Genomic DNA, 16,622 nt, shown 5'->3' on the forward strand with positions numbered 1-16,622 from the left:
CGGTGGGCGGGCGCGCCCGGTCGCCCCTGCGTCCCCGGACGCCGAAAGGCTCCGTTCCGTCCCCTCCCTATCCGGGTCCGGAGTCTCTAGGCTCGAATACACCCCCATATGCCCCCGACCGCCGACCGTCCCCCACCCGAAGGACACCCGTCATGCACCGCGCCTTGATCGTCGTCGACGTTCAGAACGACTTCTGCGAGGGCGGCAGCCTCGCCGTGGCGGGAGGTGCCGATGTCGCCGCCGCCGTCACCGATCTGATCGGGGAGGCCCAGGCCGGGTACCGCCATGTGGTGGCCACCCGTGACCACCACATCGACCCGGGCAACCACTTCTCCGACCGGCCGGACTTCGAGCACTCCTGGCCCGCGCACTGCGTGGCCGGCACGGAGGGCGTCGGCTTCCACCCGAACTTCGCCCCCGCGGTCGCCTCGGGTGCGATCGACGCGGTGTTCGACAAGGGCGCCTACGCCGCGGCGTACAGCGGCTTCGAGGGCCTCGACGAGAACGGTGTGGGGCTGGCCGACTGGCTGCGGGACCGCCGGATCACCGAGGTCGACGTCGTCGGCATCGCGACCGACCACTGTGTGCGGGCGACGGCGCTGGACGCGGTCCGGGCGGGCTTCACGACGCATGTGCTGCTCGACCTGACCGCCGGGGTCGCCGAGACGACCACGGAGCGGGCCCTGGAGGAGCTCCGCAGGGCGGGTGTGAAGCTGTCCGGCAAGCCGGTGGTGTAGCGCGGGACGGGCCCGCGGTCAGCCCGGTGGTGTGGCGCGGGGCGGGCCCGCGGTTCGCGGGGCCTCGCGATCCGCGCGGGGCCCCGCGCCTCAGGCCGGCCGCCGGACGGGTATGGCCGGGCGGAGCAGGGCCCGGATCGGGTGCCAGAGCTCCTGGGCCCGCTCCGGTCTCGCGCGCCAGAGCAGCCCGTCGGGGTGGTGCAGCACGGCGGTGATCTCGTCGGGCGTGGGCGGCTCGGCGTTGCCGCGGAGGTAGACCGCGCGCAGGCCCGCGTTGCGCAGCCGGGTCAGGGCGCGGGCCCGGTTGTCCGCGTGCACCAGGACCCGGACCGGGGTGCCGGAACCCGCTCCGTCCGCCGGACTGGGCAGGGTGATCGCCACCACCACACTGCCGTTCGGCAACTTGCAGAATCCTCCGCCTGCCATGCTCCGCGCTCCCCCGTGAGACGTCGTGTCAATAAGTATCTGAACAAGACGCACCTAAACACGATCGGCCGCCGCCCGCTAGAGGGCGACGGCCGATCATGCTCTGACCTGCGGTTATACGGGACTACTTCTGCGAGGGACCGACCTTGACGGTGATCGTCGAGCCACTGCGGGGCTCCCTGACGATCTGGATCCGGGTGTTCGTGTCAGGAACCTGAACACTTCCGGTCGGGTTCTCCTTGTACCAGTAGGTGCCCTTGTGGTCGTCGAAGACCGGGATACCGCGCTGCGACTTGACCCGGACCGGTGCGTCCGCGTCGTGCAGCGTGAAGGCGTCGGTCGCGTACCAGCTGAAGGGAGCGTCGAACGGCTGGATCTTGTTGCGCATGATCGTGCCGTTGGCCCACTTCAGGGGCTTGGCGTGCGCGTCGACCGGCAGGATCAGACCCTGGCCCGGGTGCTGCGACACGTTGTTGTCCTTCTGGGACTTGTCCCAGAGCCAGACGAGCAGACCGGTCTGGTACGGGTAGTGCTCGACCCAGTCCGGACGGGTCTTGGAGAAGCCGAAGTTGTACGGGCCGACCTCGAGGGTCTTGTCGTAGCTGACGTACTGGCGGTTCTCCGCGATGTAGTACTGCGGGTAGTCCTTGGTGAACGACTCGCCGACGCGGGAGAAGCCCTTGGCGGTCCAGCCGTTGTCGTCGCCCTCGGCGTTGTCCGTGAAGAGCGCGGCGCCGTCGGCGTTGACCGAGATGGTGTCGGCCGCGAAGCCGATGCCGCCCGCGCCGCCGTCGGTGGCGTAACGGAAGCGGATGTCGATCTTCTTGCCCGCGTAGGCGTCCAGCGAGTAGGAGAGCTTCTGGTACTTGCCGGAGACGTCGGTCAGGGCCGGCTTGTCACTGGCGTCGCGCGGGATCGCCTTGCCGTCGGCCGTGCCGTCGATCGCGGTCCAGCTGGTGCCGCCGTTCTCCGACACCTCGGTGTAGAGGTAGTCGTAGTCCTTCTCGATGTCCCACCAGCCCGAAAGGTCCAGGGAGGCCTTGGACTTGCCGGTCAGGTCCACCGAACGGGACAGGGTGTTGCTGAGGTTGTCGCCCATGTCGCTCCACCACTGCTTGGAGCCCTCCGCCGGCTTCGTGACAGCAGTGGTGACGGGCTTCTCGGGCAGCGTGACGACGAGCGCCTGCTTGTTCTTGGTGTTGTACTCGGACACACCCAGCTTGTGGGTGGACTTCGTCGAGGCCTTGGCCTCGGCGTAGTCGAGCCAGCCCAGCTGGAGCTTGTCCCAGGCGGTCATGTCGCCGGGCAGGTCACCGATCGAGTCCTTGCCGGTGCCGAGCCAGGAACCGGCCGACATCAGGGACCAGAAACCGACCGAGTTCTCGGCGGTGTTGGTGGTGTCGTACAGGTCCGGCAGGCCCAGGTCGTGGCCGTACTCGTGGGCGAAGACACCCAGGCCGCCGTTCTCGGGCTGCGCGGTGTAGTCGCCGACCCAGATGCCGGTGTCACCGATCTGGGCGCCGCCGGCCTTGTTGTCGGCCGGGCCGGTCGCACCGGCGTCGGTGCCGTAGGCGTACCAGCGGTGGGCCCAGATGGCGTTCTTGCCCTCGGCGCCGCCGCCCGCGGACTCGTCCTCACCGGCGTGGACGATCTGGAAGTGGTCGATGTAGCCGTCGGGCTCGTTGAAGTTGCCGTCACCGTCGAAGTCGTAACGGTCCCACTGGTCGTACTTGGCGAGATCCGTCTTGATCTGCTCCGGCGTACGGCCCTGGGCCTTCTGGTCGGCGGCCCAGGCGTTCACGCCGTCCCGGATCATGTCCCAGGCGTTGGCGCAGTTGGTCGCACCGCAGTAGTTGGAGCCGTAACGGGCCTCGTTGTACGGCACCTTGACCCAGTCGGAGACCTCGCCGTCGACCGAGTAGCGCCCCGAGGACGTCTTCTCGTAGTACGTCTTGAGCGAGTCCTTGCCGGCGCCCTCACCGAAGTAGAGGTCCTGGAAGTGCGCCTGGTTGTAATCGGCCTGCCAGGCGGTGCTGTTGTCCTTCTTGGGGTCCGGCTTGGCTATCTTGTTGTGCAGCGGGCCGGGCGTGCCCCCGTACTTCGGGACGGCCGGCTTCGGGCCGTCGCCGTCCGGGTCGAACATGGTGGTGTTGTCGACCTGATCGCCGAACTCCACCAGGATCGTGAAGATCTTGTCCGTCTTCTCGCGGCCGAGCTCGACGTACTTCTTGTCGTCGAGCTTGACGACCTTGGAGCCGTCACGCTTCGAGATCTTCTTGTCGCCCGATATGACCTGCTCCAGGGCGGCCTGGCGCTGAGCGTCCTGCTGCTCGCTGAACGGGCCCTTCAGGTCGTGCTCGTTGCCCTTGGCCGACCCCGGGTCACGGCGGTCGACGGTGGTGCTCTTGGCGCCCGACGTCTTGTCGTCTGCCTGGGCCGTGGCAAAAGCCGACGCCGTGGCGGCAGTGGCGGCCATGGCCACGACAACCGCTGCAGCGCGAAGCGCCCGTCTGTTTGTGGTCACTTGATGCAGTCCTCCCCGGCACTCGCCGCTGCGGCCAGGGGGTGATGTGGGGCCGCGCGCGCGAATACGCGTCACAAGTGACGACATTCGACCGGAGTTACGCGAGAAAAGACAGATCTTGACTTGAACAGGCCAACTGCACTATGTAGGAGAACGCTTCCGTTATCCGGACGTTCATCAAGCGGGTAACCGGCGCGTCATGGACCACGGTTGGAGCGGGGAATGAATCCGTGCGCCCCCTGTGCACCGGTACCGTGGGTTAGGCCACGCTTACCAGTGGCCCCTCTCGGGCATCCACCGTCGTAGAGTCGCTTGACAGTGCGACCGTGTTGAGAGACTGCCCCATCCGATGCCCCGAGGACGGATACCGCCATGCCGCGTCCCACTGCCGCACAGCTCTCCTACGGTTCGGTCACCGTCGTCTTCTCGACCCTCGCGATGCTGCTGCTTTCCCGTACGGGTTCGGGCGTCGGAATCGCCGTCATCGGAACCGCGGCGCTCGCGCTCGGTCTGCTGGTGGCCGTGACCGTACCCCACCCGTCACGCGCGAAAACCGCGAAGCCGGCGAAGGCCCGCTCCGCGGTCCGCGTGAACCAGGACGCGGTCTCCGCGGCCGTCGAGGCCGAGGGCCTCGCCCGCGACGGGGTCCAGGCCCCGATCCCCGCGCCCCATGAGGCCGCACAGCGTTCCGCGACTCCGACGGACCAGCGTGTGGGCCAGCACTCCCTGCGTCCCTAGTTGGTCTGGACGACCACCGTCTTCGCCGCCTTGTCCTGCAGGCCCTGCCGGTACGGCTTGTCCGTGAACATGAGCACGATGTTGATCAGCCACCACAGGCACGGGCAGCACAGCAGCGCCGGCAGCCACAGCACCACGGCTCGCAGGAACGACGCACCGGTGTCCGGCACCCGCCCGTCGTTGAGCATCGCGACGCGCAGCTTCAGCAGCCGCTTGCCGATGGTCCGGCCGTCCTTGTGCGTGAAGTACGTGTCGTAGGCGACGTACACGACCAGGCCGATCAGCGACCAGATCATCTGGTGCCCGCTGTACGTCTGGCTGAAGACATCGCCGAAGTCGTCGCCGTTGCCGTTGTTGTCCGACACCTCGACCACGCCGCCCCACGGCAGCGAGATCAGATAGAGCGGGATCGAGATGATCAGGAAGTCGATCAGCCGGGCCAGGATGCGCTTGCCCGGCTCCGCGAGCGGCGGCATGCCGGCCAGCGGATCCGCGCCACCGTACGGTCCACCGCCCCCATAGGGGCCCGGATCGTACGGCGGCGGGGGCGGCGGAGCGCTGTCGTACGGCGAACCCGATGACGGCGGCGGCTCGTGCGGCTTCTTGAGGAACGGGTCGTCCTCGGGCGGCTGGCCGGACGTCGGCTGATCGTTGCTCATGGGGGCAGTGCACCCCGGCCCGGAGGCGCCCGCAACGGCTCAGGTGCGTTCGGGGGAACAGGCGGCCTCCGACGACCCCTCACCCGATGGGCCGTCAGCCGGAAGGGTGTGGTCAGTCCGCTACGAAGGTGTGTGCCGCCTTGTCGTGCCAGCACTGGCGCCACGGCCGGTCGATCAGGCACCACAGCACATTGACCACCCCGATCACGAGGACGCCCAGCACGCCGTAGACCAGCCACCGGCGCAGCGCGGCGCCGAAGGCCGGGGCGTCGTGGGACTCGATGTCCCGCACTTCGAGCCCGCAGATCTTCTTGCCGAGCGTGCGCCCCCACTTGGCCGTCGGCAACGCCTCCAACAGGACGCCGAGCACGAGGAACGCGCCGAGCACCGCACCGAACAAACCGGCCGTGGTGGAGTCCACCAGCCAGACGGTGACCGTCTCACCGGACAGCTTCGCCGCGCTGATCTTCTCGTCGATGTGGTCCAGTGCCTGCGAGACGAGCGGGAAGCCGATCGCACCGACGAGCGCCAGCAGCACGACGCTGTCGATCAGCCGGGCGGCGAACCGCTTGCCGAGCCCGGCGGGCCTGGCCGCCGCCTGAGCCTGCGCGAGCCGTTGGAAGGGGTCGTCGACCGGGGGCTTCCAGGGCACGACGGGCTGATCCGGCTGGGCACCCTGCGCACCGAACTGGGGGCGGGGCTGCTGGGGCTGGAGCTGCGGCTGAGGCTGGTGCTGCTGGGCCGGAAGCTGCGGCTGGTGCTGCTGCTGAGCAGGAAGCTGCGGCTGGGGCTGCTGAGGCTGGTGCTGCTGCTGAGCAGGAAGCTGCGGCTGGGGCTGCTGGGGCTGGGGCTGCTGCTGAGCTGGAAGCTGGGGCTGGGGCTGCTGATGCTGCTGAGCTGGAAGCTGCGGCTGGGGCTGCTGGGGCTGGGGCTGCTGGGCAGGAAGCTGCGCCCAGGGAGCGGGGTTCTGTACGGGGGCTGGGGCGGGGGTCCGGTTCTGCGCCGGGGCCGGGGCGGGGTTCTGTGCCGGGGCCGGGGCGGGGTTCTGTGCCGGGGTCGGGTCCGGGGCCTGTGCGGGGGTGGGGGCTGGGGCCGGTGCGCCCGTGCCGGGGGCGATCGCGCGGATCGCCATCGTCCCCTCCGTGGCCGCCGGTTCCGTCGTCCGGTGGGCGGGCGGGCGGCCGCCCTGGCCCACGGCCCGGATCGTGACCGTCCCGTCGGCAGGCGGGCGCCCGGCGTCGCCCGCGCCGGCATCCGTTCCGCCACCGCTGCCCGTACCGCTGCCGCCGGGGCGGCCCTGTCGGCCGACCCGGATCGCGACGGTGTTCTCGGGGGCCTGGCCACCGGCATCACGCGCGACCGGCAGCGCACCGCCCGCCGCGTCCGCAGAGGAGGAGGGGACAGGAGCGGCGGCGGGCCGTCGCGGGTCCGCGGGGGCGCGGTCCGCCGGGACGGGGCCTGCGGGCGTACGCGGATCGTGGCCGGGCTCCGAACCAGCCCCGGACTCCGGGCCCGACGGCCGGCCCGGATCGCCCTGCTCGCCGGGCCGGCCGGTGCCGCCCCAGGAGACCCGTCGGTCGCGTTCGCCGAATCCGGTCTGCCGGGAGGCGTCGGCCTGCCAGGCGGTGGCCGGTTCGGGGCGGTTGCCCGCGTGCGGCTCCTCGTCCAGGAAGACCGGGCCGGTCTCGTCCACCGGCGCCGGGACCGACGACTGTGGCTGCGACTGCGGTAGCGGCTGCGGCTCGGCAGCCGGTGCGGAGGGATCTGCTCCGGAAGGCGCCGCAGGCATCGACTCGCCCTGCTGAGGGGCGGGGCGGCTCGTGCCTGGCACCCACGAAGCACCGTTCCAGTACCGGACATATCCGGGAATGGACGGGTCGGGGTAGTACCCCTCGCGGGGGCTTTCGTCACCGGGTGCCGGGGTTGGGGCGCTCATCACCGTGGTCCCGTATCTCTTCGAGGCCTGAATACAACGGGTCCACATCTACCAGACGCCCGCGCACCCCTGGGCCACTCCGGGCGTTTGGGCCACTTTCCCGTCGCCCAGAAGTTTTTTCCGGAAGTCGCGTAATAGCTGGCGGGGAGGGCGCTCTCTCCTTGTGCGGACCGGTCATGGGACCGGCCCACAGGCACCGGAAGGACGCACTCATGCACACCGTCGTGGAACGCGAGCTGGAACTCAAGCTGGTCCTGTCGCCCGAGCACAGCATCCCCATCTCCGCCCGTCTGACGTACCGCACCGAGGACCCGTACGCCGTGCACGTGGCCTTTCACATCGGCTCCGACTTCCCGGTCCACTGGACGTTCGCCCGCGATCTGCTGGTCGAGGGGGTGTTCCGGCCGTGCGGTCACGGGGACGTACGGATCTGGCCGACCAAGGTCGACCGGCGCAACGTCATCTTCGTCGCTCTGACCTCGCCCGACGGAAACGCGCTCCTGGAAGTGCCGTCCGCCGCGGTGGCCGCCTGGGTGGAGCGGACGCTGCGGGTGGTCCCGCCCGGCACGGAGGCCGAGCGGCTCGGGATCGACGAGGGCCTCGCCGAGCTGCTCGCGCCGCTGCCGGCCGACGACCTGTGGATGCGCGACCCGTGGCCGTCGGACGAGTCGCAGGACGGCGAGGCGTGAGCGGGCACGGTTCCGCCCGACCGCCGGAGCACCCGCGTCAGAACACCTTGCCGGGGTTGAGCAGCCCCAGCGGGTCGAACGCCTGCTTGATGCCCCGGTGCAGTTCGACGCTCACCTCGCCGAGCTCGCGCGCGAGCCACTCCTTCTTCAGGAGGCCGACGCCGTGCTCGCCGGTGATCGTGCCGCCGAGCTCCAGGCCGAGCGCCATGATCTCGTCGAACGATTCTCGGGCCCGCCGGGACTCGTCGGCGTCGGTGTGGTCGAAGCAGACGACGGGGTGGGTGTTGCCGTCGCCCGCGTGGACGCAGACGCCGATGGTGAGGCCGTACTTCTCGGCGACGGCCGCGGTGCCCTCCAGCATGGCACCGAGCTTCGAGCGGGGTACGCAGACGTCGTCGATCATCGTGGCCGACTTGACGGTCTCCAGCGCGGTGAGCGACATCCGCCGGGCCTGGAGCAGCATTTCGGACTCGGCGGCGTCCTCCGCGGGGACCACGTCGGTGGCGCCCGCGGCGGTGCACAGCTCGGCGACGGCGGCCAGATCGGCCGACGGGTCCGGGGTGTCGAAGGCGGCGAGCAGGAGCGCCTCGGTGGTGTCGGGGAGGCCCATGTTGGCCATCTTGTTGACGGCCTGGACCGTTGTGCGGTCCATCAGTTCGAGGAGTGACGGAGTGTGACCACGCTCCATGATCCGGCAGATCGCGTCGCAGGCGGTCGCCGCGCTCGGGAACTCCGCGGCCAGGACCAGCTGCTGCGGCGGCCGGGGCTTCAGCGCGAGCACTGCCTTGACGACGATGCCGAGGCTGCCCTCCGAGCCGACGAAGAGCCGGGTGAGGTCGTATCCGGCGACGCCCTTCGCGGTGCGGCGGCCGGTGGTGAGCAGCCGCCCGTCGGCGAGGACGACCTCCAGGCCGAGTACGTATTCGGCGGTGACCCCGTACTTCACGCAGCACAGTCCGCCGGACGCGGTGCCGATGTTGCCGCCGATGGTGCACATCTCCCAGCTGGAGGGGTCCGGCGGGTAATAGAGACCGTGCTCGTCGACCGCCCGGGACAGCACCGCGTTGATAACGCCGGGCTCGACGACGGCGATCCGGTCGACCGGGCTGATCTCCAGGATCCGGTCCATCTTCACCAGGGACAGCACGATGCAGTCGTCGGAGGCGTTGGCCGCGCCCGACAGACCGGTACGGGCTCCCTGCGGGACGACCGGGACGCGCAGGGCCGTGGCCGTGCGCATCACGTGCTGGACCTGCTCGACCGTGCGCGGGAGCACGACGACCGCGGGCGTGCCCGCGTCGCAGAAGCTCGCCATGTCGTGGGCGTACGAAGCGGTGACGTCGGGATCCGTGACGATGGCCTCGGCGGGCAGCCCCGCACGCAGTTGTTCGAGAAGACCGTTCATGATCCAAGCGTGACACCCGGGCCCATTGGTGTGAACCCGTCTGCGGCGGCCTTCGCAAGGCGCGGTGTGCTCTTATTACTGACGCAGAGTGATCGGCATGGATGTCATGCCGCAGCAGCCTCCGCAGTCCCCCGATCCGAGCCGCCCGCCCCTTGACGTCTCCGACCTCTCCGGCGCCTCCGCGCTCTCCGCGCTCGCCGACCCGGCGTCACTGGCCGAGCCCCCGCCCGTCTCGCTGCGTACGACGCTGCGCAGGGTGGCTCTGGGCACGGTGGCGGCCGCGGTGCTGGTGACGGGTGCGGTGGTGGCCGTTCCGGACGACGGGAAGAAGGCCTCGCGGCCGTCCGTGCCCGGCCCGGTCTCGCGTGCGCTGACGGCGACGGCCGCCGGCGCCCCGGCCTCGCTCTCCGATCTGACGGCGCTGATCGGGGACCGGCAGCGGTGGGTGGGCACGCATCCGTCCGACGCGCGGTCCTGGGCGGTGCTCGGTGCGGCCTACGTGGAGTGGGGGCGGCGTTCCGCGGACGCGGCGTACTACGGCCGGGCCGAGCAGGCGCTGAATCGCTCGCTGAACGTCCAGCCGGGTGAGAACGGGAACACGGCGGCCTGGGTGGGACTCGCGGCGCTCGCCGATGCCCGGCACGATTTCGTCACGGCGAAGAAGTGGGGCGAGACGGTACGGGCGCGGCAGCCGAAGGAGTGGGCCGTGTATCCGGCGCTGATCGACGCGTACAGCGGTCTCGGGGACTACAAGTCCGCGAGCACGGCGGTGGAGAGGTTCACGGCGCTGCGTGCGGGGGTCCCGGCGCTCATGCAGACGGCACGGATGTACCTGGACCACGGCTGGCGCGAGGACGCGCTGGCCAACGCGCGGGACGCGGCGGACCGGGCGACCACACCCGCGCAGAAGGCGGAATGCCTGTACCTGCTGGGCGAACTGGCCTGGGAGCGGGGCGAGCCTGCGGAGGCGGTCGCGCAGTACGGCGCGGCCCTGCGGACCGACCGCGCCCACCATCCGTCGCTCGCGGGCCGGGCCAGGGCGCTGGCGGCGCTCGGCCGCACGGACGAGGCGCGGCGCGACTACCGGGCGGCGCTGGCACATCTCCCCCGGCCCGAATACATGCTGGAGCTGGGTGAGTTGTACGAGTCGCTGGGGCTGGACGGGGAGGCCGCCAAGCAGTACGCACGGCTCCGCGAGGCGCTCGCCCAGGACGACGGCCAGGGCGTGGACAACGCGCTCCTGCGCGGCCGTTTCGAGGCCGATCACGGGGACCCGGCGGCGGCGGTCGGGCTGCTGGACGACGAGTGGGCGCGGTCGCACCGCAGCGCGGCGGTGGCGGACGCGCTGGGCTGGGCCCTGCACCGCTCCGGCGACCCGTCCGCCGCGCTGGAGTACGCGGCCCGTGCGGTCGACACGGGCGGGCAGAACGCCTCGTACGCGTACCACCTGGGCGTGATCCAGAAGGCGTTGCGGGATCACGGTCCGGCGCGCCGCAATCTGGAGGAGGCCCTGCGCTCCAACCCCCGGTTCTCGCCCCTGGCCGGACCGGCCGCCCAGGAGGCCCTGGACGATCTGGTCACTCCCCTGCCGGGCGGCCCCCAGGACATGCAGCCGGCCCCGGAGCCCGGGCCCGAGCCGACGACCGCCGTCCGGGCTCCCGCACCTCAGCAAGCGGCACCCGCGGCTCCCCCGGCCCCAACGGCCCGGCCCGACGCGCCGAAGGCGCAGCCGAAGCCCGCCCCGCAGAAGCCGGAATCACAGAAGCCGGAGCCGAGAAAACCGGAACCGCAGAAGCCGGCGGCAACACAGCAGGCCCCGGGCAGCCGCTGACGGAGCCCGGGGCCTGTCGCGCGCGCCGACCCGAGAGGTCAGAGGTTGCCGCGCTTCTCCTGCTCGCGCTCGATCGCCTCGAACAGGGCCTTGAAGTTGCCCTTGCCGAAGCCCATCGAGCCATGGCGCTCGATCATCTCGAAGAAGACGGTCGGACGGTCCTGGACCGGCTTGGTGAAGATCTGCAGCAGGTAGCCGTCCTCGTCGCGGTCGACGAGGATCTTCAGCTCGCGCAGGATCTCCACGGGTACGCGGGTCTCGCCCGCCCACTCGCCGAGGGTGTCGTAGTACGAGTCGGGCGTGTCCAGGAACTGGACGCCCGCCGCCCGCATCGCCCGTACCGAGGCGACGATGTCGTTCGTGGCGAGCGCGATGTGCTGGACACCGGCGCCGCCGTAGAACTCCAGGTACTCGTCGATCTGGGACTTCTTCTTGGCGATCGCCGGTTCGTTGATCGGGAACTTGACCTTGAGGGTGCCGTCGGCGACGACCTTCGACATGAGCGCGGAGTACTCGGTGGCGATGTCGTCGCCCACGAACTCCTTCATGTTGGTGAAGCCCATGACCTTGTTGTAGAAGCCGACCCACTCGTTCATCCGGCCGAGTTCCACGTTGCCGACGCAGTGGTCGACGGCCTGGAAGGTCCGCTTGGCCGGGGGCTCGACGATCGGGTCGGCCGCGGCGTAGCCGGGGAGGTAGGGGCCGTCGTAGCCGGAGCGCTCGACAAGGGTGTGGCGGGTCTTGCCGTACGTGGCGATCGCGGCGAGCACGACGGTGCCGTGCTCGTCCTTGACCTCGTGCGGCTCGGTGAGGCCGAGGGCGCCGTGCTCGACCGCGTACGCATAGGCCGCGCGGGCGTCCGGGACCTCGATGGCCAGGTCGACGACGCCGTCGCCGTGCTCGGCCACATGGGCGGCGAGGAAGCGGCCGTGGTCGGTGGCGGCCTTGATGACGGAGGTGAAGACGAAACGGGCCGATCCGTTGGTCAGTACGTAACTCGCCGTCTCGCGGCTGCCGTTCTCCGGTCCGGAGTAGGCGACCAGCTTCATGCCGAACGCCGTCGAGTAGTAGTGCGCGGCCTGCTTGGCGTTGCCGACGGCGAAGACGACCGCGTCCATTCCCTTGACCGGGAAGGGGTCGGCCTGCCGGGCTGTTTCGGGGGTGGTGTGCAGAGTCTCAGTCATGTCCGAAGGCTCTCGCCGCTTCGCAAGGTGCGCAATAGTTAGCAAATTTTCTGGGCAATCTGTACAGCGGATGGGGATGATGAGCGGGCTATCTGTACATGATGACCACCACGTCGACCCCTCCGGAGAAGACCATGGCGATCGATCATCTGGACGGGCGGCTCATCGTGCTGCTGGCCCGTGAGCCACGCATCGGCGTACTGGAGGCATCGCGCAGGCTCGGCGTGGCCCGCGGCACGGTGCAGGCTCGCCTCGACCGCCTTCAGTCGAATGGAGTCATCCGCGGATTCGGCCCGGCGGTCGATCCGGCGGCGCTCGGCTACCCCGTCACCGCGTTCGCCACGCTGGAGATCAAGCAGGGTCAAGGAGCCGACGTACGGGCCCACTTGGCCGGCGTACCGGAAGTGCTGGAGCTGCATACCACCACCGGGCACGGCGACATGCTCTGCCGCCTCGTCGCGCGTTCCAACGCCGATCTCCAACGGGTGATCGACCGGGTTGTCGGTTTTGATGGCATCGTCCGGGCCTCCACGGCCATCGTCATGGAGAACCCGGTCCCGCTGCGGATCATCCCGCTCGTCGAGCAGGCCGCGGAGGACAACGACTGAGCCGAGGAGTGACGCGTGAGCTTCTGGGAGTACCTGGGCAACCGGCACCAACAGCTGCTCACCGACGCGTACCAGCACGTCAGCGCCGTGTTCCAGTGCATGGTCATCGCCACCCTGCTGGGCATCCTGATCGGGGTCGTCACCTACCGCAGCGGATGGGCGGGGTCACTGGCCATCACCTCGACCGCGACGATCCTCACCATCCCCTCCCTCGCCGCGATCGGTCTGCTCATCCCGCTCGTCGGCCTCGGCGTCGCCCCCACGGTGATCACCCTGACGCTGTACGGGCTGCTGCCCGTAGTCCGCAACTCCATCGTGGGGCTGCGCGGCGTCGATCCGGCGCTGGTCGACGCGGCGAAGGGCATCGGGATGTCACGGCTGGCCCGGCTGTGCCGGGTGGAACTGCCGCTCGCCTGGCCGCCGATCCTCACCGGCATCCGGGTCTCCACACAGATGCTGATGGGCATCGCCGCCATCGCCGCGTACGCCTCGGGCCCCGGCCTGGGCAACGAGATCTTCCGCGGCATCGCCTCGCTGGGCAGCGCCAACGCGCTCAATCAGGTGCTCGCGGGCACGCTCGGCATCGTCATCCTCGCCCTGCTCTTCGACGCCGCGTACGTACTGCTCGGGCGGCTCACCATTCCAAGGGGGATTCGTGTCTGAGACCGCCACCGGGAGCACGGACGCCGACAGCGCCGGAACGAAGAAGACCACGTCCGGTGCCACGATCCACCTGGAGGACCTGACCAAGCACTATCCGGGCAATCCGAGCCCGGCGGTGGACAGCGTCTCGATGGACATCAAGGCCGGCGAGACAGTGATCTTCGTCGGCCCGTCCGGCTGCGGGAAGTCCACCACCCTGAAGATGATCAACCGGCTGATCGAGCCGTCGTCCGGGCGGATCAGGATCAACGACGAGGACGTCACCGACATCGACCCGGTGAAGCTGCGCCGCAAGATCGGATACGCGATCCAGTCGTCCGGGCTCTTCCCGCACATGACGGTCGCCGAGAACATCGCCCTCGTACCGAAGATGGTCGGCTGGTCGAAGTCGAAGGTGAAGGACCGGGTCGAGGAGATGCTCGATCTGGTGGGGCTCGATCCCCGGGAGTTCCACGGGCGCTATCCCCGCGCGCTCTCCGGCGGTCAGCAGCAGCGGGTGGGCGTGGCGCGGGCGCTGGCGGCCGATCCGCCGGTGCTGCTGATGGACGAACCGTTCGGCGCGGTCGACCCGATCACCCGCGACCACCTCCAGGACGAGCTGATCCGGCTCCAGCACGAACTGCACAAGACGATCGTCTTCGTCACCCACGACTTCGACGAGGCGATCAAGCTGGGTGACCGGATCGCCGTGCTGCGGGAGCGTTCGCACATCGCGCAGTTCGACACCCCGGAGGCGATCCTCACCAACCCGACGGACGACTTCGTCTCGGGCTTCGTCGGGGCCGGTGCGGCGCTGAAACGGCTCAACCTCACCCGCGTACGGGATGTGGAGATGGTCGCGTTCCCGACGGTGACGGTCGACGACCCGCTCCAGTCGATCTTCAACAAGCTGCGCAGCAGCCTGCACAACGAGCTGTTGATGCTTGACCGCAGGAACCGCCCGTACAAGTGGCTGCGGCGCGGCGACCTGATGCGGGCCCGGGGCTCGCTGGCGCGTGCCGGGCAGTTGGTCCACGACACGGTGACGCGCGACGCGACGCTGCACGACGCGCTGGAGGCGGTGCTGACCGACAGCGGCGGGCGGGTCGCGGTGACCGGACGGCGCGGTGAGTTCATCGGGGTCGTCGACATGCAGACCCTGATGAACTCCGTCCATGAACTGCTGGAGGCCGACCGGCTCGCCGCCATCGAGCACCAGCACGACCTGGAGGAGATGCGCAGCCACCAGACCGAGGCGGAACTGGAGGGCGGTCCGGGCTCATGACTCCCCACTCACCGTTGAACCACGAATCCTCCCCCCGGGCACGCTCCGGGCCCCCCACGCCCTCCTCCGACAAGGACCGCCCGCCCGGCGAGCACGACGTCAAGGGCCATGCCTTCCGGGACGAGGAGGAGGAGCCGGCCCCGCCACCGGCCGGTCCGCCGCGCCGGTTCACCTGGCGCAAGCTGGTGCTGATGCCTCTCGCGCTCGTGATCGTGCTGGCCATCACGTATCTGTGGATCACCAATGTCCATCTCGACTCGATCGCGCGGAACTCGCTGACCGGCGGCAATGTGCAGCTGCGCTGGTGGCAGCATGTGCGGCTGACCGCGATCTCGACGTTCTGGGTGCTGATCATCGCCATTCCGCTGGGGATCGCGCTGACCCGGCGCAGGCTGCGCAAGGGCGCCCCGGTGGTCACGGCGGTCGCCAACATCGGGCAGGCGACACCGGCGATCGGTCTGCTGGCGCTGCTGGTGATCTGGCTGGGCATCGGGCCCTCGACGGCGATCATCGGCATGGTGATCTACGCAGTGCTGCCGGTCTTCTCCAATACGGTGGCCGGTCTCAAGGCGATCGAACCGAACCTGATCGAGGCCTCGCGCGGCATCGGCATGTCGTCGACGGGGACGCTCACCAAGGTCGAACTGCCGCTCGCCGTCCCGCTGATCCTGGCCGGTGTGCGCACGGCGCTGGTGCTCAATGTCGGCACGGCGACCCTGGCCACCTTCGTCGGTGGCGGCGGCCTCGGGGACCTGATCACGTCGGGCATCCAGACCCAGCGGATGCCGGTGCTGGTGCTCGGTTCCGTACTGACGGTGGTGCTGGCGCTGCTGGTGGACTGGCTGGCCTCACTGGTCGAGGTGGCGCTGACGCCGCGCGGACTGGAGGTGGGGTGATGGGTCCGCGGAAGGTGCGTGCCGGCCTGGTGGGGGCGGTGGCGCTGGCGCTGCTGCTCTCCGGGTGCGGGCTGAAGAGCGGCTCGCCGATGGTGGACGACGTGGTGCCGGGCTCGGTCGGCCGGGGGCAGCCGCTGGACGGTGCCTCGCTGACCGTCACCTCGAAGAACTTCAGCGAGAACATCATCCTGGGCCAGATGATCGGCCTGGTCTTCAAGGCCGCCGGCGCGGAGGTCCTGGACCGGACGAACCTGCCCGGCTCGATCAGTGCGCGCGAGGCGATCGTCAAGGGTGACGCGGACGCGATGTACGAGTACACGGGCACCGGCTGGATCACCTACCTGGGCCACGCGAAGCCGATCCCCGACCCGCTCGAGCAGTGGGCGGCGGTCCGCGGCGAGGACCGCAGAACAGGCGTGACCTGGCTGACGCCGTCCACGCTCAACAACACCTACGCGCTCGCCATCAGCCGGAAGAACAACGCGAAGTACCACCTGAAGACGCTCTCCGACGTCGCGGCGCTGGCGAAGAAGGACCCGTCGGCGGTGACGATCTGCGTGGAGAACGAGTTCGCCTCGCGCGACGACGGGCTGCCGGGCATGGAGAAGGCGTACGGGATGTCGCTCCCGGCCGCCAGCATCAAGAAGATGGACGCCGGAATCATCTACACCCAGGTGTCGAAGTCCGACTCCTGCCTGCTGGGCGAGGTGTTCACCACGGACGGCCGGATCAAGGCGATGAACCTCGAAGTGCTCGTGGACGACAAGCACTTCTTCCCCAACTACAACGCGGCGCCGGTCATCCACACCAAGACCTTCGAGAAGTATCCGCAGATCGCCGGGCTGCTCGACCCGGTCAGCAAGAAGCTGACCACCGAGGTCGCCCAGGTGCTCAACGCCAAGGTGGACGTGGACGGGCAGGACCCGCACGAGGTGGCGAAGGACTGGCTGATCCAGGAGGGGTTCATCAAGCAGGGGTGAGCCCAGGAGTGGGCCGAGAAGTCTCCTCGCAAAGGTTTTGTTGCAAAGAACCTGTTGCAAAGAGAGTTTTGCAACTCTATGG

The 16,622-nt window shown here is 69.6% G+C and carries 15 protein-coding genes; 9 read left to right on the plus strand and 6 right to left on the minus strand.

The annotated features are described in order from the left end of the window. The first annotated feature begins 152 nt into the window (after nt 1–152). Complete coding sequence (locus OG978_RS15620; RefSeq protein WP_326765816.1) at nt 153–737, plus strand: isochorismatase family protein; 585 nt, start codon at nt 153–155, stop codon at nt 735–737. Between the two features lie 90 nt (nt 738–827). Here the strand turns inward: OG978_RS15620 and OG978_RS15625 are convergent, their stop codons facing one another. Both OG978_RS15625 and OG978_RS15630 read right to left on the minus strand, forming a co-directional pair. Then, nucleotides 828–1,163 (minus strand): hypothetical protein, encoded by a 336-nt coding sequence (locus OG978_RS15625; protein WP_326765817.1) that lies wholly within the window; start codon nt 1,161–1,163, stop codon nt 828–830. A gap of 124 nt (nt 1,164–1,287) precedes the next feature. Further along, nucleotides 1,288–3,687 (minus strand): immune inhibitor A domain-containing protein, encoded by a 2,400-nt coding sequence (locus OG978_RS15630; RefSeq protein WP_326765818.1) that lies wholly within the window; start codon nt 3,685–3,687, stop codon nt 1,288–1,290. A gap of 372 nt (nt 3,688–4,059) precedes the next feature. Between OG978_RS15630 and OG978_RS15635 the strand changes: the two genes are divergently transcribed. Then, nucleotides 4,060–4,425, plus strand: a complete 366-nt coding sequence (locus OG978_RS15635; RefSeq protein WP_326765819.1) for a hypothetical protein — start codon at nt 4,060–4,062, stop codon at nt 4,423–4,425. Here the strand turns inward: OG978_RS15635 and OG978_RS15640 are convergent. Beyond that, a complete protein-coding gene (locus OG978_RS15640) occupies nt 4,422–5,084 on the minus strand; it encodes an RDD family protein (protein ID WP_326765820.1) in 663 nt (220 codons plus the stop codon). The genes OG978_RS15635 and OG978_RS15640 overlap by 4 nt on opposite strands. A gap of 112 nt (nt 5,085–5,196) precedes the next feature. Continuing rightward, the gene (locus OG978_RS15645; protein WP_326765821.1) at nt 5,197–7,020 is read right to left on the minus strand and encodes an RDD family protein; all 1,824 of its coding nucleotides are present in this window, start codon (nt 7,018–7,020) and stop codon (nt 5,197–5,199) included. Between the two features lie 212 nt (nt 7,021–7,232). On the opposite strand from OG978_RS15645, the gene OG978_RS15650 reads away from it, so the two are divergent. Beyond that, on the plus strand, nt 7,233–7,709 hold the full coding sequence (locus tag OG978_RS15650) for an SsgA family sporulation/cell division regulator (RefSeq protein WP_326765822.1): 477 nt from the start codon (nt 7,233–7,235) through the stop codon (nt 7,707–7,709). A 37-nt stretch (nt 7,710–7,746) separates the two neighbouring features. Here OG978_RS15650 and OG978_RS15655 read toward each other — a convergent pair whose 3' ends face one another. Beyond that, nucleotides 7,747–9,114 (minus strand): FAD-binding oxidoreductase, encoded by a 1,368-nt coding sequence (locus OG978_RS15655; RefSeq protein ID WP_326765823.1) that lies wholly within the window; start codon nt 9,112–9,114, stop codon nt 7,747–7,749. Nucleotides 9,115–9,211: 97 nt separating this feature from the next. On the opposite strand from OG978_RS15655, the gene OG978_RS15660 reads away from it, so the two are divergent. After that, nucleotides 9,212–10,945 carry a tetratricopeptide repeat protein gene (locus OG978_RS15660; protein WP_326765824.1) on the plus strand — a complete coding sequence of 578 codons (1,734 nt, stop codon included), beginning with the start codon at nt 9,212–9,214 and terminating at the stop codon, nt 10,943–10,945. Nucleotides 10,946–10,983: 38 nt separating this feature from the next. Here the strand turns inward: OG978_RS15660 and hppD are convergent, their stop codons facing one another. Then, complete coding sequence (hppD, locus tag OG978_RS15665) at nt 10,984–12,129, minus strand: 4-hydroxyphenylpyruvate dioxygenase (protein WP_326765825.1); 1,146 nt, start codon at nt 12,127–12,129, stop codon at nt 10,984–10,986. 134 nt (nt 12,130–12,263) lie between these two features. Between hppD and OG978_RS15670 the strand changes: the two genes are divergently transcribed. Genes OG978_RS15670 through OG978_RS15690 form a run of 5 tightly spaced genes read left to right on the plus strand, consistent with a single transcriptional unit; the run spans nt 12,264 to nt 16,540 of the window. Further along, nucleotides 12,264–12,737 carry an Lrp/AsnC family transcriptional regulator gene (locus tag OG978_RS15670; protein ID WP_189545155.1) on the plus strand — a complete coding sequence of 158 codons (474 nt, stop codon included), beginning with the start codon at nt 12,264–12,266 and terminating at the stop codon, nt 12,735–12,737. Between the two features lie 15 nt (nt 12,738–12,752). Beyond that, nucleotides 12,753–13,400, plus strand: a complete 648-nt coding sequence (locus tag OG978_RS15675; protein WP_326765826.1) for an ABC transporter permease — start codon at nt 12,753–12,755, stop codon at nt 13,398–13,400. Next, nucleotides 13,393–14,664, plus strand: a complete 1,272-nt coding sequence (locus OG978_RS15680) for an ABC transporter ATP-binding protein (RefSeq protein WP_326765827.1) — start codon at nt 13,393–13,395, stop codon at nt 14,662–14,664. Before OG978_RS15675 ends, OG978_RS15680 begins: the two co-directional genes overlap by 8 nt. Continuing rightward, nucleotides 14,661–15,560, plus strand: coding sequence for an ABC transporter permease (locus OG978_RS15685; protein WP_326765828.1), 900 nt, complete (start codon nt 14,661–14,663; stop codon nt 15,558–15,560). The genes OG978_RS15680 and OG978_RS15685 overlap by 4 nt, the downstream gene beginning before the upstream one ends. Beyond that, nucleotides 15,560–16,540 carry a glycine betaine ABC transporter substrate-binding protein gene (locus tag OG978_RS15690; protein WP_326765829.1) on the plus strand — a complete coding sequence of 327 codons (981 nt, stop codon included), beginning with the start codon at nt 15,560–15,562 and terminating at the stop codon, nt 16,538–16,540. Before OG978_RS15685 ends, OG978_RS15690 begins: the two co-directional genes overlap by 1 nt. The last annotated feature ends 82 nt before the right edge of the window (nt 16,541–16,622 follow it).

This window comes from Streptomyces sp. NBC_01591 (genome assembly GCF_035918155.1).
Classification (GTDB): domain Bacteria; phylum Actinomycetota; class Actinomycetes; order Streptomycetales; family Streptomycetaceae; genus Streptomyces.

What these genes read in the sequence shown, in the direction of transcription:
- OG978_RS15620 (WP_326765816.1), top strand. Translation starts at nt 153, where the DNA reads ATGCACCGCGCCTTGATCGTCGTCGACGTTCAGAACGACTTCTGCGAG.
- OG978_RS15625 (WP_326765817.1), bottom strand. Translation starts at nt 1,163, where the DNA reads ATGGCAGGCGGAGGATTCTGCAAGTTGCCGAACGGCAGTGTGGTGGTG.
- OG978_RS15635 (WP_326765819.1), top strand. Translation starts at nt 4,060, where the DNA reads ATGCCGCGTCCCACTGCCGCACAGCTCTCCTACGGTTCGGTCACCGTC.
- OG978_RS15640 (WP_326765820.1), bottom strand. Translation starts at nt 5,084, where the DNA reads ATGAGCAACGATCAGCCGACGTCCGGCCAGCCGCCCGAGGACGACCCG.
- OG978_RS15645 (WP_326765821.1), bottom strand. Translation starts at nt 7,020, where the DNA reads ATGAGCGCCCCAACCCCGGCACCCGGTGACGAAAGCCCCCGCGAGGGG.
- OG978_RS15650 (WP_326765822.1), top strand. Translation starts at nt 7,233, where the DNA reads ATGCACACCGTCGTGGAACGCGAGCTGGAACTCAAGCTGGTCCTGTCG.
- OG978_RS15655 (WP_326765823.1), bottom strand. Translation starts at nt 9,114, where the DNA reads ATGAACGGTCTTCTCGAACAACTGCGTGCGGGGCTGCCCGCCGAGGCC.
- OG978_RS15660 (WP_326765824.1), top strand. Translation starts at nt 9,212, where the DNA reads ATGGATGTCATGCCGCAGCAGCCTCCGCAGTCCCCCGATCCGAGCCGC.
- hppD (WP_326765825.1), bottom strand. Translation starts at nt 12,129, where the DNA reads ATGACTGAGACTCTGCACACCACCCCCGAAACAGCCCGGCAGGCCGAC.
- OG978_RS15670 (WP_189545155.1), top strand. Translation starts at nt 12,264, where the DNA reads ATGGCGATCGATCATCTGGACGGGCGGCTCATCGTGCTGCTGGCCCGT.
- OG978_RS15685 (WP_326765828.1), top strand. Translation starts at nt 14,661, where the DNA reads ATGACTCCCCACTCACCGTTGAACCACGAATCCTCCCCCCGGGCACGC.
- OG978_RS15690 (WP_326765829.1), top strand. Translation starts at nt 15,560, where the DNA reads ATGGGTCCGCGGAAGGTGCGTGCCGGCCTGGTGGGGGCGGTGGCGCTG.